The organism is Ruegeria sp. HKCCD3925 (assembly GCF_057221175.1).
Map to the genome: position 1 here is coordinate 432,645 of NZ_JBWVBI010000001.1, position 25,804 is coordinate 458,448.

At 55.9% G+C, this 25,804-nt stretch carries 27 protein-coding genes and 1 other RNA gene; 16 read left to right on the top strand and 12 right to left on the bottom strand.

Annotation, left to right across the window (positions count from 1 at the left end):
* Position 1: 1 nt before the first annotated feature.
* Positions 2 to 793 (bottom strand): DUF2182 domain-containing protein, encoded by a 792-nt coding sequence (locus AC2TEM_RS02185; protein ID WP_170421490.1) that lies wholly within the window; start codon positions 791 to 793, stop codon positions 2 to 4.
* Positions 794 to 882: 89 nt separating this feature from the next.
* Here AC2TEM_RS02185 and AC2TEM_RS02190 point away from each other — a divergent pair, with 89 nt between their 5' ends.
* The 9 genes from AC2TEM_RS02190 to AC2TEM_RS02230 all read left to right on the top strand — a co-directional run bounded on the left by AC2TEM_RS02190 (position 883) and on the right by AC2TEM_RS02230 (position 7,870).
* Entirely contained in the window at positions 883 to 1,614 is a 732-nt protein-coding gene (locus AC2TEM_RS02190) for a GntR family transcriptional regulator (RefSeq protein ID WP_170421487.1), read from the top strand.
* 116 nt (positions 1,615 to 1,730) lie between these two features.
* The gene (locus AC2TEM_RS02195) at positions 1,731 to 3,131 is read left to right on the top strand and encodes a selenium-binding protein SBP56-related protein (RefSeq protein ID WP_170393145.1); all 1,401 of its coding nucleotides are present in this window, start codon (positions 1,731 to 1,733) and stop codon (positions 3,129 to 3,131) included.
* A 13-nt stretch (positions 3,132 to 3,144) separates the two neighbouring features.
* Positions 3,145 to 3,795 (top strand): hypothetical protein, encoded by a 651-nt coding sequence (locus AC2TEM_RS02200; protein ID WP_170421484.1) that lies wholly within the window; start codon positions 3,145 to 3,147, stop codon positions 3,793 to 3,795.
* 62 nt (positions 3,796 to 3,857) lie between these two features.
* Positions 3,858 to 4,220, top strand: a complete 363-nt coding sequence (locus AC2TEM_RS02205; RefSeq protein ID WP_170421482.1) for a DUF4345 family protein — start codon at positions 3,858 to 3,860, stop codon at positions 4,218 to 4,220.
* Positions 4,221 to 4,256: 36 nt separating this feature from the next.
* Positions 4,257 to 4,603, top strand: a transfer-messenger RNA (tmRNA) gene (gene ssrA / locus AC2TEM_RS02210).
* 99 nt (positions 4,604 to 4,702) lie between these two features.
* Positions 4,703 to 5,134, top strand: a complete 432-nt coding sequence (locus AC2TEM_RS02215) for an ester cyclase (protein WP_170393148.1) — start codon at positions 4,703 to 4,705, stop codon at positions 5,132 to 5,134.
* 129 nt (positions 5,135 to 5,263) lie between these two features.
* Positions 5,264 to 6,079, top strand: a complete 816-nt coding sequence (locus AC2TEM_RS02220; RefSeq protein WP_170421479.1) for a sulfurtransferase/chromate resistance protein — start codon at positions 5,264 to 5,266, stop codon at positions 6,077 to 6,079.
* Complete coding sequence (chrA, locus tag AC2TEM_RS02225) at positions 6,076 to 7,326, top strand: chromate efflux transporter (RefSeq protein ID WP_170421476.1); 1,251 nt, start codon at positions 6,076 to 6,078, stop codon at positions 7,324 to 7,326. Before AC2TEM_RS02220 ends, chrA begins: the two co-directional genes overlap by 4 nt.
* 76 nt (positions 7,327 to 7,402) lie before the next feature.
* Positions 7,403 to 7,870 (top strand): ClpXP protease specificity-enhancing factor SspB, encoded by a 468-nt coding sequence (locus tag AC2TEM_RS02230; protein ID WP_170421473.1) that lies wholly within the window; start codon positions 7,403 to 7,405, stop codon positions 7,868 to 7,870.
* A 26-nt stretch (positions 7,871 to 7,896) separates the two neighbouring features.
* Here AC2TEM_RS02230 and AC2TEM_RS02235 read toward each other — a convergent pair whose 3' ends face one another.
* The gene (locus AC2TEM_RS02235; RefSeq protein WP_170421470.1) at positions 7,897 to 8,460 is read right to left on the bottom strand and encodes a hypothetical protein; all 564 of its coding nucleotides are present in this window, start codon (positions 8,458 to 8,460) and stop codon (positions 7,897 to 7,899) included.
* A gap of 207 nt (positions 8,461 to 8,667) precedes the next feature.
* Between AC2TEM_RS02235 and fumC the strand changes: the two genes are divergently transcribed.
* Genes fumC through AC2TEM_RS02255 form a run of 4 tightly spaced genes read left to right on the top strand, consistent with a single transcriptional unit; the run spans position 8,668 to position 11,118 of the window.
* Positions 8,668 to 10,062 carry a class II fumarate hydratase gene (fumC, locus tag AC2TEM_RS02240; RefSeq protein ID WP_170421467.1) on the top strand — a complete coding sequence of 465 codons (1,395 nt, stop codon included), beginning with the start codon at positions 8,668 to 8,670 and terminating at the stop codon, positions 10,060 to 10,062.
* Positions 10,062 to 10,238 (top strand): DUF4169 family protein, encoded by a 177-nt coding sequence (locus AC2TEM_RS02245; RefSeq protein ID WP_170393154.1) that lies wholly within the window; start codon positions 10,062 to 10,064, stop codon positions 10,236 to 10,238. Before fumC ends, AC2TEM_RS02245 begins: the two co-directional genes overlap by 1 nt.
* Positions 10,235 to 10,456, top strand: coding sequence for a ribbon-helix-helix domain-containing protein (locus AC2TEM_RS02250; RefSeq protein WP_170393155.1), 222 nt, complete (start codon positions 10,235 to 10,237; stop codon positions 10,454 to 10,456). The genes AC2TEM_RS02245 and AC2TEM_RS02250 overlap by 4 nt, the downstream gene beginning before the upstream one ends.
* Positions 10,457 to 10,515: 59 nt before the next feature.
* The gene (locus tag AC2TEM_RS02255) at positions 10,516 to 11,118 is read left to right on the top strand and encodes a DNA-3-methyladenine glycosylase I (protein ID WP_170421464.1); all 603 of its coding nucleotides are present in this window, start codon (positions 10,516 to 10,518) and stop codon (positions 11,116 to 11,118) included.
* A 12-nt stretch (positions 11,119 to 11,130) separates the two neighbouring features.
* On the opposite strand, the gene AC2TEM_RS02260 is transcribed toward AC2TEM_RS02255, so the two are convergent.
* The 4 genes from AC2TEM_RS02260 to AC2TEM_RS02275 form a co-directional block, all read right to left on the bottom strand.
* The gene (locus AC2TEM_RS02260) at positions 11,131 to 12,012 is read right to left on the bottom strand and encodes a fructose bisphosphate aldolase (RefSeq protein ID WP_170393157.1); all 882 of its coding nucleotides are present in this window, start codon (positions 12,010 to 12,012) and stop codon (positions 11,131 to 11,133) included.
* A 72-nt stretch (positions 12,013 to 12,084) separates the two neighbouring features.
* Positions 12,085 to 13,434, bottom strand: a complete 1,350-nt coding sequence (locus tag AC2TEM_RS02265; protein ID WP_170421461.1) for a cytochrome P450 — start codon at positions 13,432 to 13,434, stop codon at positions 12,085 to 12,087.
* Positions 13,431 to 14,645 (bottom strand): hypothetical protein, encoded by a 1,215-nt coding sequence (locus AC2TEM_RS02270; protein WP_170421458.1) that lies wholly within the window; start codon positions 14,643 to 14,645, stop codon positions 13,431 to 13,433. Before AC2TEM_RS02270 ends, AC2TEM_RS02265 begins: the two co-directional genes overlap by 4 nt.
* An 87-nt stretch (positions 14,646 to 14,732) precedes the next feature.
* On the bottom strand, positions 14,733 to 15,485 hold the full coding sequence (locus tag AC2TEM_RS02275) for a cytochrome c biogenesis CcdA family protein (protein WP_170393160.1): 753 nt from the start codon (positions 15,483 to 15,485) through the stop codon (positions 14,733 to 14,735).
* A 105-nt stretch (positions 15,486 to 15,590) separates the two neighbouring features.
* Here AC2TEM_RS02275 and AC2TEM_RS02280 point away from each other — a divergent pair, with 105 nt between their 5' ends.
* The gene (locus tag AC2TEM_RS02280; protein WP_170393161.1) at positions 15,591 to 15,824 is read left to right on the top strand and encodes a sulfurtransferase TusA family protein; all 234 of its coding nucleotides are present in this window, start codon (positions 15,591 to 15,593) and stop codon (positions 15,822 to 15,824) included.
* 56 nt (positions 15,825 to 15,880) lie between these two features.
* On the opposite strand, the gene AC2TEM_RS02285 is transcribed toward AC2TEM_RS02280, so the two are convergent.
* The 6 genes from AC2TEM_RS02285 to purC all read right to left on the bottom strand — a co-directional run bounded on the left by AC2TEM_RS02285 (position 15,881) and on the right by purC (position 24,161).
* Positions 15,881 to 18,712, bottom strand: a complete 2,832-nt coding sequence (locus AC2TEM_RS02285) for an Rne/Rng family ribonuclease (RefSeq protein ID WP_170421455.1) — start codon at positions 18,710 to 18,712, stop codon at positions 15,881 to 15,883.
* A gap of 507 nt (positions 18,713 to 19,219) precedes the next feature.
* A complete protein-coding gene (locus tag AC2TEM_RS02290; protein ID WP_170393162.1) occupies positions 19,220 to 20,554 on the bottom strand; it encodes a sigma-54-dependent transcriptional regulator in 1,335 nt (444 codons plus the stop codon).
* A gap of 11 nt (positions 20,555 to 20,565) precedes the next feature.
* Positions 20,566 to 22,344 carry a sensor histidine kinase gene (locus AC2TEM_RS02295; RefSeq protein WP_370644429.1) on the bottom strand — a complete coding sequence of 593 codons (1,779 nt, stop codon included), beginning with the start codon at positions 22,342 to 22,344 and terminating at the stop codon, positions 20,566 to 20,568.
* 36 nt (positions 22,345 to 22,380) lie between these two features.
* Positions 22,381 to 23,049 carry a phosphoribosylformylglycinamidine synthase subunit PurQ gene (gene purQ, locus AC2TEM_RS02300; RefSeq protein ID WP_170393163.1) on the bottom strand — a complete coding sequence of 223 codons (669 nt, stop codon included), beginning with the start codon at positions 23,047 to 23,049 and terminating at the stop codon, positions 22,381 to 22,383.
* A gap of 25 nt (positions 23,050 to 23,074) precedes the next feature.
* Complete coding sequence (gene purS / locus AC2TEM_RS02305; protein ID WP_010439914.1) at positions 23,075 to 23,305, bottom strand: phosphoribosylformylglycinamidine synthase subunit PurS; 231 nt, start codon at positions 23,303 to 23,305, stop codon at positions 23,075 to 23,077.
* 100 nt (positions 23,306 to 23,405) lie between these two features.
* On the bottom strand, positions 23,406 to 24,161 hold the full coding sequence (gene purC, locus AC2TEM_RS02310) for a phosphoribosylaminoimidazolesuccinocarboxamide synthase (protein ID WP_170393164.1): 756 nt from the start codon (positions 24,159 to 24,161) through the stop codon (positions 23,406 to 23,408).
* 187 nt (positions 24,162 to 24,348) lie between these two features.
* Here purC and AC2TEM_RS02315 point away from each other — a divergent pair, with 187 nt between their 5' ends.
* Both AC2TEM_RS02315 and bmt read left to right on the top strand, forming a co-directional pair.
* Positions 24,349 to 24,669, top strand: coding sequence for a DUF1476 domain-containing protein (locus AC2TEM_RS02315; protein ID WP_170393165.1), 321 nt, complete (start codon positions 24,349 to 24,351; stop codon positions 24,667 to 24,669).
* 121 nt (positions 24,670 to 24,790) lie between these two features.
* Entirely contained in the window at positions 24,791 to 25,804 is a 1,014-nt protein-coding gene (gene bmt, locus AC2TEM_RS02320; RefSeq protein WP_170421452.1) for a betaine--homocysteine S-methyltransferase, read from the top strand.

Genomic DNA, 25,804 nt, shown 5'->3' on the forward strand with positions numbered 1-25,804 from the left:
CTTATCCTCCGTAAACAATGTGATGAGCGAGCAGTGCAAAACCACCCGCAATCAAGACGAATCCCATAGGACGGGTCACGGCGTGCCCGATCTGGGGAAGTTTTTCCAATACCATGAACAGGGTCGCCAGCCCCATCCAGAGCAGGCTCATGACGCCGCCGACAAAGCCCAACGCCATGAAGCCCCAGCAGCAACCGACACAGAACGCACCCAGTCCGACGCCCATGCGTACACCGCCGCCGAATCCGGTTTTCCAGTGGCCCAGAAAATACGTCATCGGTGCATGGCAAACACCGTGGCAGACTTCTTTCACCCGAGAAAACTGAAAGGCACCCACGGCGATCAACAGGCCGGCGGCCAGATATGGCGATTTAGCGATTCCCAACATATCGACCGCGCCGCCAAACAGCAGCGCCAATTGCAGGCCAGTGATCAGCACAGCAAAGCCCACCCAAACTATGAAGTATCCGGATAGAACGCCCAGCCACCCTGCCCGCGTACCGTTCGCGCTGCGGATCAGATCATCATAACTGCGCAACGTTGGCACCAAAGTCGGCAGCATCATGGCCGCCATCATGATCGCCCACATCCAGAAAAGTGGGCCGAACTCGGCCATGGGCATATACATGTCCATACGCGGATCCATGGCCGCCATCGCCTGACCCATCGGTCCAGGTCGACCGATCCAGTCCACGTCCATATCGCGGCTCATCGAGACCATCATCCACCACGACCAAAGGATCGTGATGTAGAAGCCCAACCAAAGCGCGCTGCGGAAAATTGAGCGACTCACTTGCTCCTCCCGACTCAACTCTCTTGCTTTTCAAATGTCAGACTTTTAAATGTCAGACAAATAAAAATTACGCATCGCCGAAAACAACCATGAAAATCGACCCTCAGAGTACTGCAGATCTATCCGCTCAAATTGCTCAGGCGATCCGGGACGCAATTATCTCGGGTCGGCTGATCGTAGATGAGCGTCTGCCCTCAGAATCTGAGTTGGCCGATCAGTTCAAAGTATCACGGCCTACGGTTCGCGAAGCATTGAAACGTCTAGCAGCGCAGTCCCTTATCCGCACGCAACGCGGGGCATCGGGTGGTGCGTTTGTGAACCGACTGAGTTTTGAGGACGCCTATTCCCAACAAGTCACAACCTCGACACTGCTGCTGTCGATGAACGCAGTCAGTTTCGACACCGCATGCGAAGCGCGTTATGCGCTCGAACGTGCATGCGCTGCTTTGTCGGCACAACGTCGTACCGCGGATCAACTCGCCACCATGCGGGCCGAGATTTTTCGTCAGGCGCAACCAGGTCTCACAGATGAGGCTTTCTGCGCGTCCGACGTCGCCTTTCATCGCGCGCTTGTGGATGGCGCGGGCAACCCCGTTCTGTCCTACCAATTGGCCGGTGCGGTCGAGGCTATGCAACCTCTGATGAACATGATTACGTTCACGGCCCGATCCCGCGAAGAGATCATCGCCCTCCACAGTGACATCACAGACGCACTGGAAGCGCGTGATGCCGGCTCGGTCGATGCAGCATTGATCAAACTTGAGGCCTACACACGGCAACTGGCGCAGGACGTGGCCGAAAGACGACGCAAACCCGCCTGACCACAGGCAAAAAGGAACGAAGGACGGCGAGGTGCCCGAGCAGGCAGCATGACATCCGGCGTTAAGACCGGAACTTCCAACATGAATTGAAGATCAATGACTTACGGGAGGACGTTATGAACCAAAGACCGGACCCAACCTTTTACCCATCAGCCAAACTGGCGATGGAGGGCCCCACTGAAACGCTTGCATTCACGTTGATGCTAAGCCCTGATTTTTCCCAACCAGACGGTTTGGCCGTCGTGAACGTGGATCCGACTTCGGATGATTACGGAAAAATTGTTCATCAGGTGATCATGCCAGAAAAAGGCGATGAGTTTCACCATTTCGGGTGGAACGCTTGTTCCTCTGCGCTGTCACCGCTTAGTGGCCATGCGTTTCTGGAACGCCGCTACCTCATTGTTCCTGGCATACGATCCAGCCGGATCTACATTATCGACGTAAAGAACCCGCTTGAGGCCAAGATACACAAGATCATCGAACCCGAAGAAGTCTTTGCAAAAACTGGATATTCCCGCCCGCACACGATCCATTGCGGACCGGAGGGGATCTACGTGAGCACGCTTGGAGGCGGTGGCGAAGACGGCACGGACGGCCCACCGGGCATTTTCATCATGGATTGCGAGAGCTTCGAGATCATTGGGCGCTACGAGATCGAGCGAGGTATCCAAGACAAACACTACGATTTCTGGTGGAACCTGCCACGCGACTATATGGTCAGTTCGGAATGGGGACTGCCTCCGCAATTCGAAAACGGCATCGTGGCCGAGGATCTGCTTTCGAACAAATACGGGCACAGCATCCATTTCTGGAACCTACGCAGCCGGACCAATATTCAGACCATCGATCTAGGTGAAAATCACCAGATGGCCCTGGAAATCCGGCCCGCTCACGATCCGGTCAAACAATATGGGTTCTGTGGTGTGGTGGTTGACACGACCAACCTGCAGGGCGCGATCTTTACTTGGTGGCGTAATGATGATGGCACCTTCGAGGCCAAGAAGACTATCACGATCGATCCGCAGCCCGCTGATCCAGATGACTTGCCTGAATTGCTGAAAGGCTTCTCTGCCGTTCCGCCACTGGTCACGGATATCGATCTCAGCTTGGACGATAAATACCTTTATGTGGCCTGTTGGGGCACGGGTGAGATGCATCAATACGATGTCTCTGATCCCATGAACCCGACCCTTGCGGGCAAAGTCGAGATCGGGGGGATCGTCAAGAAAACAAAACATCCCAACGGGCAAGACTTTGGTTACGGGCCGCAGATGGTTGAAATCAGCCGCGACGGAAAGCGGGTATATTGGACCAATTCGCTGTATTCCACATGGGATGATCAGTTCTATCCCGGTGAACGCGGGGCTGCGATGGTCAAGGCGGATGTTGGCGAGAACGGGGGCCTGACATTGGATCCGAAGTTCTGGGTCGACTTCCCCGACGGATATCGGGCCCACCAAATCCGGCTTGAGGGTGGAGACTGTTCAACCGATAGTTTCTGCTACCCATCGGTCTGAGTTGGAGACTCTGATGACATCAACGGCTGGTCTCTGGCTGGCCGTTGTGCTTAGCGGCGCTTATCATGGCCTGAATCCCGGAATGGGCTGGCCGCTTGCGGTATCTTCGGCGCTGATGGAACAACGGCCATCAGCTTTGTGGCGCGCATTGACCGCCCTGGCTGGTGGTCATTTCGTCGCCATGCTGGGGGTCCTACTGCCATTTGCTATGATGGCAGTTCTGGTTGAATATCAACGCGAAATTCGTATCGGCGCTGCGCTGATTGTGATCACAATGGGTGTTTACATCGCCATAACACGCCGGCATCCCCGGATGTTGTCGCGCGTACCGCCAAGCAAATTGGCACTTTGGTCGTTCCTCGTTGCGCTGGCACACGGCGCGGCGTTGATGTTGGTTCCGATTTATCTTGGATTGTGTGGATCAGACGAGCTGGAAACGGGCCAGATCGCAGTCTCTCAGATCATGGCGAGCAATGGCCTGCTCGTACTGACGGTCGCTGCACTTCACACAGCCGCCATGATCCTTGGCGGAGGCATTTTGGCCTTCGCCGTCTATCGCTGGCTGGGCCTTCAATTTCTGTCACGCAGCTGGTTCAATCTGGAACTTGTCTGGGCTCTCAGCCTGATCGCGGTCGGAGTTATAGGCTTGTGGTCAGCGATTTAGATGCTTTTCTTTACATAGTGCTGCGCTAGACTCTGCGAGCAGAGCAGAAAGGGAAAAAGTCCATGATCGCAACCCTTAACGTGATTGCCGCCTTGCTGACCGTCGGCTTTGGTTTGTTCGGATTTCTGGCCCCGGCCTACACAGCCAACGCGCTGGACCTAGCCCCCACCAAAAGCACCATGGGACTTAGTGAGATGCGAGCCTCGGTTGGCGGGTTGTTCGTGGTGACAGGTGCCGTGGTTCTCTGGCTCAACACACCGATGGCATATGCCATGCTGGGCGTTGTTTATGCAGGGGCGGCGTTGGGTCGGTTTGTGTCTTTGGCGCTGGATAATCCCCCGTTCGTCAAGGCGCTGACTTTTGGTGGAATCGAGCTTGTTCTGGCCCTTTGGCTTATTATCGCCAACATGAACAGAGCTGCTTAACTTATTGAATTTTATATAAGTCAACCTTAGCATTCCGGGTTTGCATCCGACCACGTCCTAACCTATATATGAGGGGTCCTTCGGGACTATGGACATAAACGCGCTCGTAATAAGCGGATCGGACCCGGGGGCGGTACCCGGCGGCTCCACCAACATCCTTCGTTTGAGGATCATGGGGCCGAAATAGGATCGACGAACGTCTAAAGGGGTTAGCTTTGTCTCGGCTGTCTGCCACCGTTACCGGCGAAACTAGTACAATTGCAAACGACAATCGTGCTCCGGTTGCAGTTGCTGCGTAAGCAGTAGCAAGACCGAAACTTAAGCCCTTGCGCCTAGCCGCGTAAGGCGGGGTTCGCAGGTACCTGGCAACAGAAACCTGCATTTTACCGATTATGTCTGCTCCATGCCCATAACTCACCAGGGATTCAGGGTTTATTCATTTCTCTGATCCATCTTCCTGAACAAGCGACAGGAGGGCTGAGATGACGAATTCTGACAGGCTTAGGGCATGGTATTCAGAGGTCTGGGAACAAGGCAATACCGATGCAATCGATCAGTTTTTTGCCCCGGATACGATGGCCGAAGGGTTGATACCCGAAATGCAGGTTGGCGCGGACGACTTTCGCGATCTGGTCATGGCGTTTCGTCATGTTCTGGGCGAGATCACAGTCGAACTGCCGAAGATCATCGAAAATGGTGATTGGGTCTCTGGTATTCTGCATGTCCGCACCTTCCGGGCCGATAACGGTGCCCCGCTTGAAGTTACCGGACAAGTCATGGCGCGCTTCAAAGGGGACAAGATGGTCGAGGCCTATAATCAGTTTGATTTCATTACACTTTTTGAACAACTGGGGCAGTTCCCACAGGATACCCTTCCGGTTTGCATGACCGGGCAAAGGTTGGACTGGGCCTGATAAACTTGACCGCAAGCTTGACCCATCCCGCATTTGCGCGCTAGCAGAGGATCAAGGGGTAAGCTTGCGAACACCCCGTGAGGCGGCAGCCCAAGTTCGCATGTATCCAAAGCAATAAGGAAACATGCAATGGCTGCCCCCAATGCAATTACACCCCGACAACTCTTGCGCCTGATCGGTACGCCTCAGGCTCCTATCCTGTTTGATGTGCGAACAGATGGGGATTTCGACGATGATCCCTCCCTCATACCCGGCGCATTCCGAATGCCATATCAAAATGTTGATGGCATAAGAAATCATACCGGCGATCATTCTTGCGTAGTAATTTGCCAGAAAGGCAAAAAGCTGAGTCAGGGCGTTGTTTCATGGCTGCAGGCTGAAGGGGTGGTGGCAGAATTTCTGGAAGGTGGAATGTTCGCCTGGCGCGCTATGCCGGGCGCAATGGTCGTGCCTGTGCCTGCCCTTCCTGCAGTTGCAAAAGGCAACACGGTCTGGTTGACGCGGCACCGCCCCAAGATTGATCGCATCGCGTGCCCCTGGCTGATCCGCAGGTTTGTCGACAGGCGCGCTCGGTTCCTGTTTGTAGCACCGGATGAAATTCAGGGGGTTGCCGAGCACTTCGGCGCCACACCCTTTGATGTTGAAGGAACTGATTGGAGCCATCGCGGCGACAATTGCACCTTTGACACGATGCTGGATGACTTCAAGCTTCGATCTGAGCCTCTGGACCGCATGGCGACGATCATACGTGCCGCCGATACAAACAGGCACGATCTGGCGCCTGAGGCCGCCGGGTTGCTGGCCCTTTCGGTCGGCTTGTCGCGCCAGTATCGGGATGACCAACAACAATTGCAGGCTGGAATGCACATCTATGATGCACTCTATCGCTGGGCGCGCGATGGCTCTAGCGAGACGCATGATTGGCCCGCGGGTCACGGCAGATGACCCCTTCATATCACGAGTTGATCAGGGTGTTTGGGCGCATCGGGTTGTTGTCCTTCGGCGGCCCCGCCGCCCAAATTTCACTGATGCATCAGGAGCTGGTCGAAAAACGCCCTTGGTTGGACGAACAGACCTATCTGCGCGCGCTTTCCTTATGCATGCTGTTGCCGGGCCCTGAAGCCATGCAGCTTGCCACTTATGCAGGATGGCGGCTGCGCGGAGTGGCCGGGGGGTTAATCGCAGGCAGTTTGTTTGTACTGCCGGGTGCTCTGGTGATCGCGCTGCTGGTATTGCTTTATGCGGCCTATGGTACATTGCCTTTGGTTCAAGCCGGATTCTTGGGCATCAAGGCCACGGTGATCATCATCGTCCTGCAAGCATTACGGAACCTATCGAAGAAAGCACTTACAGACATTGAACACCGGGCAATCGCAGGCCTCGCCTTTTTGGGGATCTTTGTCTTCAACCTGCCCTTCCCGCTAATCATCCTGTGCGCTGCCGTTTGGGGATTCGTGACTTCGAAAGACGACAAGCCCGTTGCCGTTCAAACCAGCCCAACACTTGCCAATCCTGTTCGCACAGCGGTTTTCTGGCTTATTCTTTGGCTGGGGCCGTTGTTTGTTCTGTCTTTGAGCGGTCAGGAACTGCTCAGCGATCTGGGCTGGTTCTTTGCCCGCCTTGCGGTTGTAACTTTTGGCGGTGCCTATGCGGTGCTGGCCTATATGACCCAGACCGTGGTCGAAACCTACCAATGGATCAGCACGGACCAGATGATCGACGCGCTAGGTCTGGCCGAAACCACGCCTGGGCCGCTGATTCTGGTGACTCAATTTGTGGCCATGCTTAGCGGTCAGATTGCCGGAGGCGCCTCGCTAGCGTTTGCGGCGGGCATTGTCGCTTTATGGGCGACGTTTGTACCGTGTTTTCTGTGGATTTTTCTTGCAGCCCCGCATCTAGACAGAATCGCCGAGCGTCCGCGTCTTGGGGCCGCGATGCACGGAATCACAGCTGCGGTCGTCGGAGTGATTCTCAACCTCTCCGTGTGGTTCGGGCTAAACGTCTTGTTCACCTCAATTCCGGGGTGGCATTGGGGACCAGTTTCTCTCCCCCTACCCGACCTTTCGTCGCTTGAATTCAGCGCACTTGTGCTGACCGTTCTGGCTGGCCTGTTGATTTTCCGTATGAAATCCGGTTTAGCAACCACACTTGGTATCATGGTTCTGGCCGGACTAGGCATGCAGATTTTGTAATCAATACAGCCCAGCACAGCCTTTCGTTTCCGTCCGAATGAACTATGCTGGGATTAACCACTTTCGAGGATCAACCATGTCGCAAGACATCGACTACGGGAATCTGATGCACACGGCCATGCGAGGCCTGATCAAGACCGTCCTGACCGACGTGTCCGAAACCGGCCTGCCCGGTTCGCATCATTTCTTTATCACTTTTGATACACGGCATGAGGGCGTTGAGTTGGCTGATTGGCTGCGTGAGCGCTATCCAGGCGAGATGACGATTGTCATGCAGCACTGGTTCGAAAACCTCGAAGTCGGTGACGATGGCTTTTCGATTACGCTGAATTTCGGGGATGCGCCGGAACCGCTTTACATCCCCTATCTGGCGATCAAGACCTTCGTGGATCCTTCGGTTGAGTTTGGCTTGCGCTTTGAAAGCCCGGAAGACGAGGACGAAGAGATCCATGTGACGGAAGAGGCCTCGATTGAGCTTGAGGCCGAAGAGGCTGAACCGCAGCATGATGCGGACGTGGTCTCGCTGGACAGCTTCCGGAAATGACCAGAAAACCCCGCTTGATGCGGGGTTTATTCTTTTTGAAGGAATGTCTCGACCGAGCGCGACTTAACCCCATCGCGAAACCGGGAAAATGACAGGTCGAGCCCACCATCAGCTAGTGTCCGGTCAAATTGCTGAAGCTCATAGCCACCGTTTTCGGCTATGAACAACGAAAACACCGTCAGAGTATCTCCTTCGATCCGCCCCCAAACAAAGGGTTCCCCTTTCATCGGGTCAAGCGGCACCTCGTGGCCAAACACATTACGCTTCATGGCCGCAGAATAAACATCGGGCCGATCCGAGCTTTGAAAATCAACCGAGTATTTCTCATCCTTGATGCGACCGTCGGCTTTGTAAGTCGTGGTGGTCCAACTCACGTTGAAGCCCCCTTTAATTTCCTGAATCGAAACGCTCATATCCCGAGGGGTCGCCGTACCATCCGCATCAACAACGTCGGCCGAACCGGTATAGTCGCCCACGAACGGCTCGATTCCCGTCGCCTGAGCGTGTTGCACAAATACTGCCAGCCAAAAACTCGCGGCAAACAATAACGCAAGTGTATACAAAGGGCTTTTGAGAAGTGACACGCGCATGGTTGCCTCCGTCAGGGTTATTGTCCCATCTTAACTTTAGCCCGCCGACGTACAATGGCACTGTTTTCGCTAACAGAAATTATTTGTAGCTGTGCCGCGTCTATACCTTTTCGCGGCCCAAGTTTAAGGTGCGCTCAACTGGCCGATTGCGCCACAGCCTTGCTGCGGGTAAACGGCATACGACTGCATACCAGACCGGAGCGACCGATGTCTCAAACCCGCACTGAATCCGACAGCTTTGGCCCGCTTGAGGTGCCTGCCGATAAGTACTGGGGCGCGCAAACGCAGCGTTCGATCATGAACTTCCCCATCGGCTGGGAAAAGCAGCCCGTCGCCATCGTGCGCGCGCTGGGTGTGATCAAAAAGGCCTGTGCAATTGAAAACAAGGCCATCGGCAAGCTGGACGCCAAGATCGCCGACGCGATCATACAAGCGGCCGGTGAAGTGTTCGAAGGCAAGTTTGACGACAACTTTCCTCTGGTCGTATGGCAAACCGGCTCGGGCACGCAATCCAACATGAACTCGAACGAGGTCATTGCGAACCGCGCGATTGAGATTATGGGTGGCGAGATCGGCTCGAAAGATCCCGTTCACCCGAATGATCACTGCAATATGGGTCAATCCTCGAACGATACTTTCCCCACCGCGATGCACATCGCCACAGCGATGAGTGTGCGCGATGTGTTGATGCCCGGGCTTGAGAAGTTCGCCTCGGCGCTGGAAGCCAAGGCAAAAGAGTTTGCCGGTATCATCAAGATCGGCCGCACCCATACGCAGGATGCCACGCCGTTGACGTTGGAACAGGAATTCGGCGGGTATGCGCATCAAATACGTCAGGGCATTGCGCGTGTAGAAGCTGCAATGCCCGGTATCTATGAACTGGCTCAAGGCGGTACTGCTGTGGGTACCGGTTTGAACACGCATGGCGGCTGGGATGAGGCTGTCGCCAAGAATATGGCCGATATCACCGGCCTGCCCTTTGTGACCGCGCCGAACAAATTCGAAGCTTTGGCCGCACATGATGCGATGGTCTTCCTGTCGGGCGCGTTGGCCACGATCGCCGGTTCCTGCTACAAGATTGCCAACGATATCCGTCTGTTGGGTTCGGGGCCCCGCTCAGGATTGGGTGAGCTTATCCTGCCCGAAAACGAGCCCGGTTCCTCCATCATGCCCGGAAAGGTGAACCCGACACAGGCCGAAGCGCTGACTCAGGTGGCCGCGCATGTGATGGGCAACGACGCAGCAATGAAGTTTGCAGGTTCGCAGGGCCATTTCCAGCTGAACGTCTACAACCCGATGATGTCCTATAACCTGCTGCAGTCGATCCAGCTGCTGGGCGATGCGACCGACAGCTTTACCGAGCGGATGCTGTTGGGCATCAAAGCCAACGAGCCACGCATCGACAAGCTGATGAAGGAATCCCTGATGCTGGTGACTGCTCTGGCACCGACAATCGGGTATGACAACGCCACGACCGTCGCCAAAACAGCGCACAAGAACGGCACAACACTTAAGGAAGAAGCGATTGCGTTGGGCTTTGTGGATGAGGCGACGTTTGATGCGGTTGTGCGGCCCGAGCATATGATTGGACCCAAGGACTGATGGGTAAACCGGTTAACCTGAACCGGTTTCGAAAAGAAAAAGCGCGGGCTGAAAAAAAGGCCCGCGCGGATGCAAACGCTGCGAAACACGGACAATCCAAAGCCGACAGGACCGTAGTAAAGCTGCAGCAAGACCGGCAGCGCCGGGACCTTGACGGTCACAAGGTCGACGAATGAGTGGACGTCCTGTCAAACGCTCCCTGACCTTGCAAGGTCATCGAACATCCGTTTCGCTTGAGGATGAGTTCTGGCAAGCCTTCCGTGATATCGCGCGGGAAAAAGATATCCCAATCAATGTCCTGGCGGCAAATATTGATGCAGAGCGCGACCCGGAAACCGGACTGGCTTCGGCCATTCGTGTCTTCATTCTGAATTGGTATCGTCAAACCGATTGAGTACTTGATTTCAAACAATCGCGTCGCTTATCCTCGCGGAGAACAAAAAGGGTACATTCATGAACGATTTGGCAACGGGCCCAGATGGAAAACCTCGGTGTTCGTGGTGCAACGCCGCGCCCGAATTCTTTGACTATCATGATAACGAATGGGGATATCCGGTTTCCGATGACAGACGATTGTTTGAGAAACTTTGCCTCGAGAGCTTTCAGTCGGGCCTGAGTTGGCGCACTATTCTGTCAAAACGCGAGAATTTCAGAGCAGCGTTTTGTAAATTTGATTTCAATAAGATAGCAGGGTTTTCTGACGCAGATATCAATCGACTTCTGGACGACAAAGGCATCGTGCGACACCGCGGTAAGATTGAAGCCGTTATCAACAATGCCTGCCGCGTGCAGGACCTAATCGCTTCCGAAGGATCATTGGCCGCTTATGTCTGGAGGTACGAGCCTACGGCGCCACCCGCCCCGCAAAGCGCTTCCACGTCGGCAGAATCCATTGCGATGTCGAAAGATCTGAAAAAACGCGGTTGGAAATTCGTAGGCCCCACCACGATCTTTGCCTTTATGCAGGCCATGGGGTTGATCAATGATCACGCCAACGGATGTGTCATGCGCGAAAAAGCGGCGCAGATGCGCCGCGATTTCATCAAGCCCGAATAGATTACCCCACGATCAGATCGAGGCGCGGAAGATATTGTCGATATTCCCGCCGAGCGCTGCGTTGAATTCTGCGTCAGATTGCTGTTTGGACAGCCCTTCGGTCAGTGCGCGCGAAAACGAGGCGATCATCTTGCTGTTTTGGCCAAGCAGGTCGCAGGCCTGCTCGGTCGAGTATCCGCCGGACAGCGCCACAACACGCAGGACGCGCGGGTGATCCGCCACCTCATCATAAAGGTTGGCCTGGCTGGGGATGGTCAGCTTCAGCATCACTTCCTGACCCTCGACCAATTGATCCAGATTCTTCAGAATTTCTGATTTCAGAATGTCCTCAGCCTCGGCCTTGGTTTCCGAGTGGATGTTTACCTCAGGCTCGACAATTGGGACCATTCCCGCATCAGTGACCACGCGTGCGACCTGGAACTGCTGCGCGACAACGTCGGCAATGCCCTGAGCATTTGCTTCGTGGATAACTGAGCGTTCCTTGGTGCCAAAAACACCATCCGCCTTGGCCAACGTCTCAGCCAGCCCCGGAATTGGCTTCATCATCTGAACACCGTTGGCCTGATCCTCAAGTCCTTTGTCGATTTTCAGGAACGGCACGATGCCTTTTTCGGACCAAAGGTAATCCGCAACCTTCTTGCCGTCGATTTCTTCACCCAAAGTCCGTTCGAACAGGATCGCGCCAATCACTTTATCCTTGGTGAAATCGTCAGCCAGAATGATCCGCGCGCGCATCTTCTGAATCTCGCCGAACATCTCTTCGTCTGATCCGTAATCCGATGCTTCAACACCATACAAAGCCAGCGCTTTGGGGGTTGAACCGCCGCTTTGGTCCAGTGCTGCGATAAATCCTGCGCCTTCGGACATCTGCGCGCGCTGTTCTGCTTTCGACATAACTCAATCCCGTTCAATATGATTCCGCGTTTTCAATCCGCATACAGCATGCCGAAGAGCGATGGTAGTTTGTTAGCGCTCAACCAAGCGCAACCAAATTCCGTCTTTCGATCTGACGGTCAAATGCGCGACCGGTACCGGCGTTTCGTCTGGTATTGTTTCGAATCGGTAACGACGCAAGAGCATCGATAAGATCAAAGGACCTTCTACCATCGCGAACCCTGCGCCCGTGCAGACCCGGGGGCCAGCCGAAAAGGGAATATAGGCCTCGCGCTGGCATTTCTTTCCGTTTTCCGTCGTCCATCGCGTGGGGTCGAAATCGTCCGGCCGGTCCCAAAGCCTTTCGTGCCGATGTAAGTGCCAGGGGCTTACAACGATCTGAGAACCCTGCGAAATATCCCGATCACGGAAGCGTTCAGGACATGTCGCCTCGCGCACCATCATTGGAACTGGTGGATACAGGCGCAAAGCTTCACGAAACACATCGCGGCTGAGTTTCAGTTGGGACATGGTAGAAAACTTGGGCATGTCCAGAGCTTTCGCTTCCTCAGCCAGCTTTTCCTGCCAGTCCGGATGCATCGCCATCAGGTAGAGCGTCCAGGCCAGTGCCGATGCGCTGGTCTCGTGCCCCGCCAAAAAGAAGATGGCGACCTGATCAACCATTTCCTGCGCATCGAACCGGTCTCCGGTTTCCGGGTCTGTTGTCGTCATGATCTTGGTGGCCAGATCATCGGGGGCTGACCCGTTTGCTATCGCCTTGGCGCGTTCATCCGTCAATCGGCTGATCAGATCCCGGATCTCGCGGGCCGTTTGGCGGGTTTTGCGAGAATGAAAACGGGGCATCCAGCTTGGAACGGGCAAGAAGGCGGCCAGGTTCAGCAAGGGCTGTTCGCGTTGATAGATTCTGAATTTATCGAAGACCTGCGCGGCAACCTCATGTTCGATAGGAACCGAAAACAGGGTACGGAAAATCACATCCGCCGCGACATGGCTTGTGATTTCTTCACATTCCACCTTCTGCCCAACCCTGCCAGAAAGCCGATCCGCACAAGCCTGCGCCGCATTTAACATTGCGGGAAACGTATCTTTCAAACGTCCGCCTTCAAAGGCGGGATCAATGATCCTGCGCTGCCGTTTCCAGACTTCGCCATTGGTCAGGAACACGGACCGGCCCAATAAGGGGCGTAAGCCTTCGCTGATGCGATTTGATTTTGGAAACGCATCCGGGCGCTCTTTCAGAACTGCGCGGATCAGATCGGGTTGGTTGACCATATACGAGCGAAAGAACGGCGTTCGGAATTCAGCCATCCATGCTCGATATAGACGCTGGGGCTGAGCAGACAGCAAGTCTTGCCGAAACAGACGTAGATACCGCCACAGCGAGACTTTATCCGGTCGTGCTTCGGGCTTTGGGGGCGTCATGCTTCCACCGCAATGTATTTCGAAACCGCCCGTTCAATGCGCGACCGAGATGGCGCGCGCCCTTCAAACCGCTGGTTCAATGTTTCAGGACCTGCGGTGATGCGGAAATAGTCATAAAGTCCAGGTTGATCGAACGCACAAAGATATTGAAAGTGCAGGCGAAAAAAGCGCCAACGCAATTGCTGCCATCGCGCGGGGGACAGTGTTTGGGTGAAGGCCGCAGAAAGAACCAGCGGCCCGCATTTTTTGGGGCCAGCGACGCCGCTGACCGCGACCGGATCGCACAACGCAAACGCGCAGCCATCCCCCGGTGCAGAGACATCGATCCAAGTCATATCCGCGCGTTCGGATAGATATTTAAGATCAGCGCGAAGCGTGTGTGCCTGCGGTAGAAACGAAACCATTGGCACCACCTGTCCCAAGGTCAGAAAGGATACGACTGGCTTATCCAGTACACCGCCCCGTCGTCGTAAAACATCTGCCAACACTGACACACCAAGATGGGCGCCAGAGCTGTGACCTACGACCAGCACCTCATCGGTGTCTGTGTCCAGCGTCTCGGTGATCAGGTCAGAAAACTCCCGCAGCCTCGATTGCAGATCTTGCGAATACGCACCGTATAGCTTCGCCGAGTGGGCATAGTCATGCATAAGGTAATAAGCGAACAGACGATTATCGATCTTTCGGAACCATTGCATCAGAGCATAGATTACCCCGGCAGCAGGTACCAAAGACCACCACCCAACGAGTGGTTTCAATACAGCGACTAAACCCCAAGCAATCAACAACGATGCCAAAAGCTGCAGCAGCAGCATTGCAACCGGGTATAGCGCCGCAATTACGGGCCCCTTGCGCAGCTGCATCAGCCGCCAAAGCGTACCGGTCGAGATATATATCCAGGCGGTTCTCGCCAGTTGCAGATAGGTTGCCGGTATCGATTGAGCCATGCTGTCACGCACGATATCCGACCAGACCAGAACCTGAACATCTGCATCAACAGGACTGCCGTCCTGCTGAGAAGTCACCTGCCAGCCGTAGGGACCTTCGCCCGTCCTAGCTCTAATATCGATCTGGTATCCCGATATCTCAGCCTGGGCGCGCCCCTCTTTGCGGTAGAGCTCTCGATATCGGCGCGGATGAATCGGGTCGTAGCCGGGAATGTAAAACACCCGGCGTTTGCGCACCTGCGGTTTGGATTGCTGACTGCTCATTACCCGGCCCTCTGCGCCAAAGATTAGCGCAGCGTTGACGCCAAGGTAAGACCTGGCGTCTATCCATCCGCGTTTAAAGCCAGAGGGTTAACCGAGGTTTGCCAATGCCGGGAATGTTTCCAGCAGCCACCAGCTGAATTCGGTGAACAAACCGGTGACAAGCATGATGCCAACAAACAGCAGCAGCCCGCCCATCACCTTCTCGATTGTGCCCATATGCGGTTTGATGCGGTTCATAACCGCCATCGAGCGGTTCAGGAACATCGCAGCCAGCAAGAATGGAATGCCCAGGCCTGCCGCATATACGCCAAGTAATACGGTGCCACGCGTGACTGATGCTTCGGAGGCGGCCAGCGACAAGATTGCACCTAATTGTGGGCCGATGCACGGCGTCCAACCGAAGGCGAAGGCCAGTCCCAGAATATATGCCCCGAACACAGATCCGCTGGAGTCACCCGTATCAACGCGTGCCTCACGATCCAACAAAGGAATACGGAACACGTTCAGAAAGTGCAGGCCAAAGACAATGACGACAGCACCCGAGAGTTTGGCGAAAAGCACCTGATTCTGAAGTACAAACGCCCCAAAGACCGAGGCTGTGAAGCCCAGCAGCAGGAACACTGTCGATAGACCCAAAACAAAAAACAGTGCCGCCAGGGTCGCCTTGCGCCGCGCGCGCGCCTCATCCTGCATCTCGTTGATAGTCACACCGCTCATATACGCGAGGTACGGTGGCACAATCGGCAGCACGCAGGGAGACAGAAAACTTATCAACCCGCCCAGCATGGCGATAAACATGGCAGGCAGAAGGCCCGCGTCTATGATCTCAATTCCGAACATGACTCAGCACATAAGTTATCGCGCGGGTTTCGTCACGAGGCCATTCGGTCACATCCTCGTGGTTGCGCGCTGGACAGTATGGCTCGTTAGAAATATCTCAGCCCCATGACCAATGAGATTGAAACACTGGATGCGTTGGGATTGTTGTGCCCCTTGCCTGTTTTGAAGGCTCGGAAGCGCCTGAAATCCTTGCCTGCGGGGGGTATGCTGCGCGTGCTGGCCGATGATCCTGCCGCGATTATCGACGTACCGCATTTCTGTACCGAATCTGGCCATACACTTGTCTCGCAAGACACAGTGGATGGTCATCAGATATATGTGATCCAAAAATCGGCCTGAGGATTCTTTGGAACGCACCCTAATGAAAAAGGCGGGCCAGTTGGCCCGCCTTTTTCTTACTGTCCCAATGACCACCACCCTCGGCGCTTTGGCTTGGCCGGCGCGGGTTCGGGTTCGTCTGCCACTGCCTCCAAGACCGGCTCTGGGGTGGCAGCCTCAATGACTTCGGGTTCTGCTGCCACGGTCGATTCTTCGGCTTCTTCGGCAACCAGTTCAGGCGCTTCAGCAGGTTCCTCTGGCACTTCTTCAGCGACTTCAGAAGCCGACGTTGCTTCGGCGATCTCAAGTTCTGATGGTGCATCAGCACTATCGGGCTCAGCGGCTGGTTCGATGCTTTCAGACTCATCGGCTGGCTCTTGCTGTTCAGCCTCGGCGGCCTCAGCATTGACCGGCTCTTTCTGCGGATCGGAGTTCGCATTATCCGCTTCGGTCTGCGTCTCACTTGCTTCGACTGTGGCCTCAGTATCCTTTTTGCGTCGGCGCGGTGCCCGGCGCTTTTTCGGTTTGGCCGCTTTCTCAGCATCTTCCTCAGCAACAGGCTCAGCCTCGGTCTGCTTGGTATCGACGCTCTCAGCTTCGTTGCTCGAGTCGGTTACACTGTCTGCGTCAGACTCGTCCGCATTGCCATCCGGCGCGTCACCATTGCCCGAACTCTTCTTGCGCCGGCGCCGACGCCGTTTACGCTTGGGCTTGGTCTCTTCCTCGCTCTGAACCGCAGTTTCTTCTTCGGTTTCGTCCTCATCCGTGGCGTCGACCATATCCATCAGCGACGCATCAACCGAAACCACCGGCGCAGTTGCTTCAGGAACAACGCGGCTAGCGGTCTTGAACTTCTCCATCGAGAAGTCGGGGCTGACCAAATGAACGTCCCCTTCGATCCGAACCGACAAACCATACCGCGCTTCGATCTGCGCGATGTGTTCGCGTTTCTGGTTCATCAGGAAGTTGGCGATGCTAACCGGGCAACGCACCAATACCTCACGCGAACGGCGGCGAGTGCCTTCCTCTTCAATCTGGCGAAGGATTGACAGTGCCATATTGTCGTCCGACCGGATCAGGCCGGTACCATGGCAAGACGGGCATGGCTGGGTCGTCGCCTCAAGCATTCCAGGACGCAGACGCTGACGGCTCATTTCGAGCAGTCCAAAGCCCGAAATCCGGCCCACCTGAATACGGGCACGATCCGTTTTCAGCTTGTCTTTCAGTCGTTTCTCAACGGCCGAGTTATTTTTGCGCTCGTCCATATCGATGAAATCGATCACGATCAGACCGGCCAGATCGCGCAGACGCAATTGGCGCGCCACTTCTTCGGCGGCCTCCAGATTGGTCTTCAACGCGGTTTCCTCGATCGAACCTTCTTTGGTCGCCCGACCCGAGTTCACATCGATCGCCACCAGCGCTTCGGTCACCCCGATCACGATATAGCCACCGGATTTCAGCTGAACCGTCGGGTTGAACATCCCGGCCAGATAGCTTTCCACCTGATATCGCGCGAATAGCGGCAGCGCGTCTTCGTATCGCTTCACGTTCTTGGCGTGCGACGGCATGATCATCTTCATGAAGTCTTTGGCGATGCGATACCCGCCCTCGCCTTCAACCAGAACCTCATCGATGTCGCGATTATACAAGTCGCGGATCGAGCGTTTGATTAGGTCGCCTTCTTCATAAATTTTCGCAGGCGCAATGGATTGCAACGTCAGCTCGCGGATCTGCTCCCACAGTCGTTGCAGGTATTCATAGTCGCGCTTGATCTCTGATTTTGTCCGCTTGGCACCCGCCGTACGAACGATCAGACCCGCGCCCGTGGGCACGTCGATTTCAGCGGCAATGTCTTTCAGTTTCTTCCGGTCAGCGGCATTGGTGATCTTGCGGCTAATTCCGCCGCCCCTTGCGGTATTGGGCATCAGTACGCAGTACCGACCCGCCAAAGACAGATACGTGGTAAGTGCCGCACCCTTGTTGCCGCGCTCTTCCTTGACCACCTGCACCAGCAGGACCTGACGCACCTTGATAACTTCCTGAATCTTGTAGCGGCGCGGGCGTGGCTTGCGCGGAGGACGGATATCCTCGCTATCGTCTTCGTCTGCGACCGACTCGATGGTATCGTCTTTCGAAGCCGCGTCAGCGCTTTTGCTTTCTGTCTCGCCATCCGCCTCGGGCTCGTCACCAGAAGCTTCCGCCTCTTCTTCGTCAGACTTGGCTTCGACCTCATCCGAAGGTTCTTCTTGGTCGGTATCAGTTGCTTCGACAGGCGCGTCTTCCGCTACCTCAGCAGTCTCTTCTGGCGCTTCCGCCTGCTGATCTACATCTTCGGACTTAGCTTCTTCGGTCGGAGCTTCTTCAGCAACAGGCTCGGCGGCATCCTCTGGCTCTTCCACCGGCGTCTCGGCAACGATTTCCATCGGAGACGTCCCTTCGGGCACCTCCGTCTCTTCACCGTCATCCAGATCGATGGTTTCCATTCCGGTCGGCTCTGAGGAAACCTCCAGCGTCTCAACCGGATCGTCCGTCTTGACGTCAGCGGCCTTCGAGCGCGAACGCGACCGGCGCTTCTTGGGCTTTGTTTCCTCGGCCTCATCCCGCGCCTTCATCGCCTCGGCATAGGCGCGCTCTTCCTCCATCAGCGCCTCACGGTCGGCGACGGGGATCTGGTAATAGTCGGGATGTATTTCAGAAAACGCCAGAAACCCGTGCCGGTTCCCGCCGTAGTCCACAAATGCCGCCTGTAGCGACGGCTCAACCCGTGTTACTTTTGCAAGATAGATGTTGCCAGCAAGCTGGCGTTTGTTTTCGGATTCAAAGTCAAATTCCTCAACCTTGTTTCCGTCGACCACCACAACGCGGGTTTCCTCCGCGTGGGTGGCATCGATAAGCATTTTCTTAGCCATGTGTCCTTGGTGCACCGCGCCAAACGCGTTGTCCTGACCCGTCCAGGCGGACAGGCGCTTTTGGGGAGGTGTCTTGTACGGGCGATATCGGACGGCGCGCGGCAGGGTCTGGCGCTTTGGCCCCCTGCCCGTATACTCAATCGTTGCGCGCGCGTCATCGCGGTTCTTCTCCGACAGGCGCGTCTAAATGCGGCCCGCCCATTTATTCCTTTCACCCGCATAGACGGGTTCAGGCGTTCATCTGCCCCATCGGGGCATAATCGGTCTGCCGCGCCGCGCGGGATCTATCCTCACCATCAGCTCAGCAGCGAAACTCAAAACACGGGGCTTGCAGGCACAAAATACCCGGCCCGTTCGATCACAATAAAAGCAGTCCTGTGGAAAAGACAATGGGCAAACTGCATCGCGACCCAAGAACGCGCCGAAGAGTCCCTTCATCTGTTCAGAAATATCCAGGGGTTGAATTGAACCGCAAGCTCAAGAGGGGGCTGGCCCCCTCCTCCGCTTTCACAGGTAATCCGAACGCTGCAACCCGTACTTCGCCATCTTTTCGTTCAGTGTCCGGCGTGGCAGGCAGAGTTCTTCCATCACCGAGGCGATCGATCCCTTGTGACGGCGCATCGTATTGTCGATCAGCATCCGCTCGAAGGCTTCAACATATTCCTTCAGCGGCTTGCCTTCAGTTGTCATCACTGGCTGCATCTCTTCGTGATCCGACATCAGCAGCGAAGCAATTGTCCCCGACCCGCGCCGCGACTGCAGCACCGCACGCTCAGCAATGTTGATCAACTGCCTCACATTCCCGGGCCACGGGGCCTGAAGCAGCTGAGCCGCTTCCTGCGCACTGACCTGAGGCGCGTCGCAGCCATATTCCTCTGCGAACTGTTCGCTCAGACGGGTGAACAGCGTCAGGATGTCCTCACCCCGCTGTCGCAGCGGAGGCATGGTGATGCGCAGCGCCGCCAACCGATAGAACAGATCGGGACGCAATACATCTTCTGAGGTTTTGCCCGCTTCCTGCAGGTTCGAAATCGCAACGATCCGCGTTTCCGCAGGGGTGCCCTGCTCATTCATAACGCTCAATAGACGGGCCTGCAGCGTATCACTCAGGGCTTCGACATCCTCAAGAACCAGCGTACCGCCTCGGGCCTCTTCGATGGCGGGCAACTGCGTGTCTTCGGGGAGCATCGGGCCAAACAGGCGTTTCGACAGCGCTTCTTCCTCAAGTGCTGCGCAAGAAACCAGGACGAATTTCTTACCCGCCCGGCTACCAACCGCGTGCAATGCATGCGCCACCAAAGTCTTTCCGGTTCCGGTTTCCCCATCGATCAGGACATGACCATCCGCCTGCCCCAGATCCAGAATATCTTCACGCAACCGCTCCATGACGGGGCTGGCACCGATCAGCTTGTTCATGATCTGCGTACCGCCAGACAGCTCACGCCGCAGGGCTCGGTTGTCGAGCGTCAGACGACGCGCATTGCTGGCGCGTTTGGCCAGTTCGGACATGCGATCGGGGTTAAACGGCTTTTCAAGGAAATCGAACGCCCCGACACGCATCGCCTCTACGGCCATTGGCACATCGCCATGTCCCGTGATCATGATCACCGGAAGCGTGCTATCGGCCCCCATCAGCTTTTTCAGCAGTTGAATGCCATCCATTCCGGGCATCTTGATGTCAGAAATCACGATCCCGGGGTATTCTGGCCCTAACACCTTGAGCGCATCCTCGGCGCTTGAAAAGGTTTCGGTGTCGTACCCCGACAAAGCCAGCCACTGGCTGATCGACTGGCGCATGTCCTGTTCATCATCCACGATGGCGATTTTCATGGCCTGTGCCATAGTCACTTCCTCTATTCCGCGGCCTCAAGGCCGTCGCTTCCCAATATGGGCAATTGCATCTCAAACACCGCGCCACCCTGTTGGCCATTGCGCGCGGTCAGCCGTCCGCCATGGTCGTTCACGATCCCGGACGAGATGGCAAGCCCCAGACCAACGCCGTCCCCCGGGCGTTTGGTTGTATAAAACGGCTCGAACAGGTTTTCGATATCCTCGATCCCGTGGCCATTGTCCCGCACGGTCAGTACCGCAGTTTCACCTGCAGCGAGAATGATCTCGACATCCGGCTCATCCACAGACTTGGTCGCATCCAGCGCATTGCGCAAGAGATTGACCATAACCTGTTCGATCCGCATCCGATCACCCATCACTATAACAGGTTCTTCGGGCAAAATCTGGGTTATCTTCACATGCCGCTGACGCAGCTGCGGTTCCATCATCGACAGGGACGAGGCCAGCGCTTCGCCAAGATTTACTGGCGAAAACGCATCTGCACCTTTGCGCGCATAGGATTTGAGCTGGCGCGTGATCGCTCCCATCCGCTCAATCAATCCGTCGATCCGCCCAAAGCTGGCTAACGCCTCTTCGGGTCGGTTTCGACGCAAAAGCAGACGCGCGCCGGCCAGATAAGTTTTCATCGCAGCCAGAGGTTGATTTAACTCGTGACTGACTGCCGCAGACATCTCTCCAAGTGCTGCCAGTTTTGAGCTCTGGGCAAGGGTTTGTTCGGCAACTTCCAGCGTCTTTTCAACACGTTCACGCTCAGCGATTTCCCGCTGCAGCCTTACGTTCAATGCGCGAAGCTCCGCCGACTCGCGCTGGAACAAGGTCATGCGCAACGTTGCTCTGCGGCTGAGCGCATAGAAGGTCAGCGCCAGAAGAATCGCAAATGCCATGATCTCAAGCGCCAGAACGCTGTTCACCCGCTCGCGGATCGATGAATAGGTGGTGAACGAAGTCATTTGCCAGCCCCGGAACGGAATGCGGGTCTCCATCCGCATCACAGCCTCGCCCTGAAGATAGGCATCGGGGGGCAAAGCGCTCCAATCGGTTGTGGCCCGGATTGCGCGCTGAATCGCGTTCTGAGGGGGTTGGCGCAACATGGCACCGCTTTCATCCAGACCTCGCCACTGAGGCTCGGTCGAGAGGATGATCGTACCAGTGCTGTCTGTGACCATCACCGCGTCAGAAATACCAGCCCAGGCGCGTTCAAATTTCTGCAAATCAACTTCGACTACGATCACGCCAAGAATCTCTGCATTCGCCTCGATTCGCCGCGAGTACACAAAGCTGTAACCGCCGGACTCACGTGGAATGACCGAGAATATAGTGGCATTCGACCGGATAGCATCGATGAAGTAAGGCGAGTTCCGGTGGCTTTCCTGCAACCGGTTCCGGTCGGTTGCGGCACGTGTCAGGCCATCCCCATCCAGCAAAACCAGCGAGGCCGCCCCGATTTCTTCAACGAAAGAGATCAGGCGCTGGCTCGACAGCGTGTAATCGCTGGATTGCAGGGCCGAAATCAGGGTGGGGTCACGGGCAAGCAACTGCGGCACGATGGCGTTGCGTCGCAACTCACTCAGCAGGTTGCCGGAATACAAGGCTAACCGCAGTTCGGCCCGGTTTCTGGTCGATTCGGTGAAGCGACTTGTTAGCAGACTGTTGGTGATCCACACTGTGGCGACGGTAGCAAGCAGCAACAAAAACACGGCAAGCCGCAGCCGCCAGCCCATAGGCGCGCCGCGAAACCGGTTCAGAAACCCTTTGCTGTCTGCTTGATCTTCCGCGCTCATGTACTGACGCTACGCGTCCCGACTGATGACCTCAAGTCACGCGGGCGTCAGCACCCCGGCCAATGCGCGGAAGAGCGCCGTCCCGTCGGTGCCTCCGTGGCCTGAATCCGCCGCCCGCTCGGGGTGGGGCATCATGCCTAACACGCGCCGGTTGTGCGATAAAATCCCTGCAATATCGTCGCGCGAACCATTGGGATTTTCGGCATATGTGAAGGCAATGCGATCCTGATCCTTCAACTCGGCCAAGGTCTCATCGTCTGCGAAATAATTGCCATCGTGATGCGCAATCGGGATATCGATCACATCCCCGGCATTGTACCCTTCAGTAAAGGCGCTATCGCTGGTTTCGACCTTCAGTCCGATCGTTTTGCAGATGTATTTCAGACCGGCGTTGCGCAACAGCGCGCCAGGCAGAATTCCGGTTTCGGTCAGAACCTGAAAACCGTTGCAGATACCGACGGCATAGCCACCACGCTCGGTATGCGCGGCCAGCGCTTTGCAAATCGGCGATTGGGCCGCAATCGCGCCGCAGCGCAGATAGTCACCATAGGAAAACCCACCCGGAACACCGACAATATCTATGCCCTCGGGCAGCGCGGCATCTTTATGCCAGACCATATCGACGGAAAAACCGGCCTGCTCGAAGGCGACGGCAAGGTCCCGATCACAGTTGGAACCAGGAAAAACGATGACGGCTGCGCGCATGGCGGACCCTCCTAGGTCGGAAAACTCAGAGCAGTTCGATCTCGAAGCGTTCGATGACCGTGTTGGCCAACAGCTTTTCGCACATCTTGGTTACGTCCGCCTCGGTCGCGCCGTCTGCCAGTTCCAGATCGATCACCTTGCCCTGACGGACACCTTCGACCTGATCAAAGCCCATCGCACCCAATGCGTGACGCACAGCCTCGCCCTGCGGGTCCAGAACCCCGTTCTTGAGCATCACATGCACACGTGCTTTCATTTTCGAGAACTCCACTGATGGACCGCGCATCGATCCGTTTCGTTGGGCGCGGGATACCCCGCTTGGGCTTGTCGGACAACCCTGTCGATACAGGACAGGATCAGTTGATCAGCGTTGGTTTTGTGACATTGCTTTTGGGCAGAACGCCAAGACGGCGGGCGACCTCAGAATATGCATCAGTCAGGCTACCCAGATCACGGCGGAACACATCCTTGTCCAGCTTCTGACCGGTTTCGATATCCCATAGACGGCAGCTATCGGGGCTGATTTCGTCCGCAATGATCAGTCGTTGGAAATCGCCTTCGAACACGCGCCCGATCTCGATTTTGAAATCGACCAGACGAATACCAACCGCCAGCATCACGCCGCTCATGAAATCATTAACGCGCAGTGCAAGGCTCAGGATATCGTCCATATCCTGCTGGCTCGCCCAGCCGAATGCCGCAATGTGCTCTTCGGTCACCAGCGGATCACCCAGCGCATCGTCCTTGTAGCAGTATTCAACAATCGGGCGCGGCAGTTGAGTACCCTCGGCGATACCGAGGCGTTTGGACATCGATCCGGCGGCATAGTTGCGGACGATCACTTCCAGTGGAATGATCTCACAATTCCGCACAAGTTGTTCTCGCATGTTCAGACGGCGAATGAAATGCGTCGGAACTCCGATCTGGGCCAGACCGGTCATGAAGAATTCGCTTAACCGGTTGTTCAGAACGCCCTTTCCATCGATCACGTCTTTCTTCTCGGCGTTGAAAGCTGTGGCGTCATCCTTGAAGTACTGCACGATGGTGCCCGGCTCGGGACCTTCATACAGGATCTTGGCTTTACCTTCGTAAATCTTCTTGCGACGCGCCATGAGCGACCTTTCCAGTCTGGGGAAAGGGAATGAGTCCCTTCACGTTGGCGCCCTCATAGTGCAAGCCCCGCTTTCCCGCAAGTTCGCAACCCCGAGAGGCTTTGACGCAGCGCAAATACCTTGCGCACAGGGCGTCGTATAGTCATATCATCAGAAAAGAACATCTAACCCAAGAGGTCCCCAACCAATGACCACATTCGACGAACGTGAAGCCGCGTTTGAAAACAAATTCGCTCATGACGAAAAGATGCAGTTCATCGCCCGGATGCGCCGCAATCGATTTATGGCTGTATGGGCCTCGGCGCTGAAAGGCGAGACTGTGGAACAGGCGCGTAAATACGGGCAGGAACTTGTCCACACCGACCTGCAAAATGTCAGCGAAGACGATGTTGTCGAGGCGGTCAAAGGCTACCTCGGTGATCTCGCGGATGAGGCTAAAATCCGCGAGAAGATGGTCGAACTTCTGGTCGAAGCCAAAGAGCAGGTGATGGCGGAAGCCGAGTCCTGATGCCTGAGCTGCAAAACTCATGATCTTCATGAGTTTTATGAATTTGATTTGACGCCCCGGTCATGAGACACGGGGCGTCTCATATTTTGACGGGCTGTGGCCCCAATTTTGGAATACTCCAATGACAAACGCGCTCAGCAACCTTCTGGAAACCGTTGACGTCATTCTGGCGGATGGCGCAACCGGGACGAACCTGTTCAACATGGGCCTGCAATCAGGCGATGCGCCGGAATTGTGGAACGTCGATGCGCCTGACAAGATTCGTGCTCTGTATCAGGGCTCGGTCGATGCCGGCAGTGATCTGTTTTTGACAAACACATTTGGTGGAACAGCCGCGCGTTTGAAGTTACACGACGCCCAGAACCGCGTGGCCGAGCTGAATCGTATTGGCGCTGAACTGGGTCGCGAAGTCGCTGATAAGGCAGGTCGCCCGATCATCGTGGCCGGCTCTGTTGGCCCGACCGGCGAGATCATGGAACCTGTCGGCAGTCTTTCACACGCCGAAGCCGTCGAGATGTTTCATGAACAGGCTGCGGCGCTAAAGACTGGAGGCGCAGATGTTCTGTGGCTTGAGACCATAAGCGCGCCGGAAGAATTCCGGGCTGCGGCAGAAGCGTTCGCTCTGGCAGATATGCCGTGGTGCGGCACCATGAGTTTTGACACGGCTGGCCGCACAATGATGGGTGTTACATCTTCTGATCTGGCAATGATCGTGGAAACTCTGCCCAATCCTCCGGTTGCGTTCGGGGCGAATTGCGGCACTGGTGCCTCGGATATACTGCGGACGGTGCTTGGGTTCGCTGCCCAAGGAAACGAACGTCCACTGATTTCCAAGGGCAACGCAGGGATCCCGAAATATGTGGACGGTCATATCCATTATGATGGAACGCCTGAACTGATGGGCCAGTACGCCGCCATGGCGCGCGACGCAGGTGCAACGATCATTGGCGGTTGCTGTGGCACCATGCCTGCGCATTTGCGCAAAATGCGCGAGGCGTTAGACAACGGCCCGCGCGGCGAACGCCCGACCCTGGATCAGATCGTATCGGCACTTGGTCCGTTTACCTCAGCCTCAGATGGCACTGGGGAGGAGGCCGTTCCCGAACGGCGCACTCGTCGCCGCCGTCGGGCCTGA

Excerpts from the sequence above, each read along its gene's own strand:
- AC2TEM_RS02190 (WP_170421487.1), top strand. The coding sequence starts at position 883 with ATGAAAATCGACCCTCAGAGTACTGCAGATCTATCCGCTCAAATTGCT.
- AC2TEM_RS02195 (WP_170393145.1), top strand. The coding sequence starts at position 1,731 with ATGAACCAAAGACCGGACCCAACCTTTTACCCATCAGCCAAACTGGCG.
- AC2TEM_RS02200 (WP_170421484.1), top strand. The coding sequence starts at position 3,145 with ATGACATCAACGGCTGGTCTCTGGCTGGCCGTTGTGCTTAGCGGCGCT.
- AC2TEM_RS02205 (WP_170421482.1), top strand. The coding sequence starts at position 3,858 with ATGATCGCAACCCTTAACGTGATTGCCGCCTTGCTGACCGTCGGCTTT.
- AC2TEM_RS02215 (WP_170393148.1), top strand. The coding sequence starts at position 4,703 with ATGACGAATTCTGACAGGCTTAGGGCATGGTATTCAGAGGTCTGGGAA.
- AC2TEM_RS02220 (WP_170421479.1), top strand. The coding sequence starts at position 5,264 with ATGGCTGCCCCCAATGCAATTACACCCCGACAACTCTTGCGCCTGATC.
- chrA (WP_170421476.1), top strand. The coding sequence starts at position 6,076 with ATGACCCCTTCATATCACGAGTTGATCAGGGTGTTTGGGCGCATCGGG.
- AC2TEM_RS02230 (WP_170421473.1), top strand. The coding sequence starts at position 7,403 with ATGTCGCAAGACATCGACTACGGGAATCTGATGCACACGGCCATGCGA.
- AC2TEM_RS02235 (WP_170421470.1), bottom strand. The coding sequence starts at position 8,460 with ATGCGCGTGTCACTTCTCAAAAGCCCTTTGTATACACTTGCGTTATTG.
- fumC (WP_170421467.1), top strand. The coding sequence starts at position 8,668 with ATGTCTCAAACCCGCACTGAATCCGACAGCTTTGGCCCGCTTGAGGTG.
- AC2TEM_RS02245 (WP_170393154.1), top strand. The coding sequence starts at position 10,062 with ATGGGTAAACCGGTTAACCTGAACCGGTTTCGAAAAGAAAAAGCGCGG.
- AC2TEM_RS02250 (WP_170393155.1), top strand. The coding sequence starts at position 10,235 with ATGAGTGGACGTCCTGTCAAACGCTCCCTGACCTTGCAAGGTCATCGA.
- AC2TEM_RS02255 (WP_170421464.1), top strand. The coding sequence starts at position 10,516 with ATGAACGATTTGGCAACGGGCCCAGATGGAAAACCTCGGTGTTCGTGG.
- AC2TEM_RS02260 (WP_170393157.1), bottom strand. The coding sequence starts at position 12,012 with ATGTCGAAAGCAGAACAGCGCGCGCAGATGTCCGAAGGCGCAGGATTT.
- AC2TEM_RS02265 (WP_170421461.1), bottom strand. The coding sequence starts at position 13,434 with ATGACGCCCCCAAAGCCCGAAGCACGACCGGATAAAGTCTCGCTGTGG.
- AC2TEM_RS02270 (WP_170421458.1), bottom strand. The coding sequence starts at position 14,645 with ATGAGCAGTCAGCAATCCAAACCGCAGGTGCGCAAACGCCGGGTGTTT.
- AC2TEM_RS02275 (WP_170393160.1), bottom strand. The coding sequence starts at position 15,485 with ATGTTCGGAATTGAGATCATAGACGCGGGCCTTCTGCCTGCCATGTTT.
- AC2TEM_RS02280 (WP_170393161.1), top strand. The coding sequence starts at position 15,591 with ATGACCAATGAGATTGAAACACTGGATGCGTTGGGATTGTTGTGCCCC.
- AC2TEM_RS02285 (WP_170421455.1), bottom strand. The coding sequence starts at position 18,712 with ATGGCTAAGAAAATGCTTATCGATGCCACCCACGCGGAGGAAACCCGC.
- AC2TEM_RS02290 (WP_170393162.1), bottom strand. The coding sequence starts at position 20,554 with ATGGCACAGGCCATGAAAATCGCCATCGTGGATGATGAACAGGACATG.
- AC2TEM_RS02295 (WP_370644429.1), bottom strand. The coding sequence starts at position 22,344 with ATGAGCGCGGAAGATCAAGCAGACAGCAAAGGGTTTCTGAACCGGTTT.
- purQ (WP_170393163.1), bottom strand. The coding sequence starts at position 23,049 with ATGCGCGCAGCCGTCATCGTTTTTCCTGGTTCCAACTGTGATCGGGAC.
- purS (WP_010439914.1), bottom strand. The coding sequence starts at position 23,305 with ATGAAAGCACGTGTGCATGTGATGCTCAAGAACGGGGTTCTGGACCCG.
- purC (WP_170393164.1), bottom strand. The coding sequence starts at position 24,161 with ATGGCGCGTCGCAAGAAGATTTACGAAGGTAAAGCCAAGATCCTGTAT.
- AC2TEM_RS02315 (WP_170393165.1), top strand. The coding sequence starts at position 24,349 with ATGACCACATTCGACGAACGTGAAGCCGCGTTTGAAAACAAATTCGCT.
- bmt (WP_170421452.1), top strand. The coding sequence starts at position 24,791 with ATGACAAACGCGCTCAGCAACCTTCTGGAAACCGTTGACGTCATTCTG.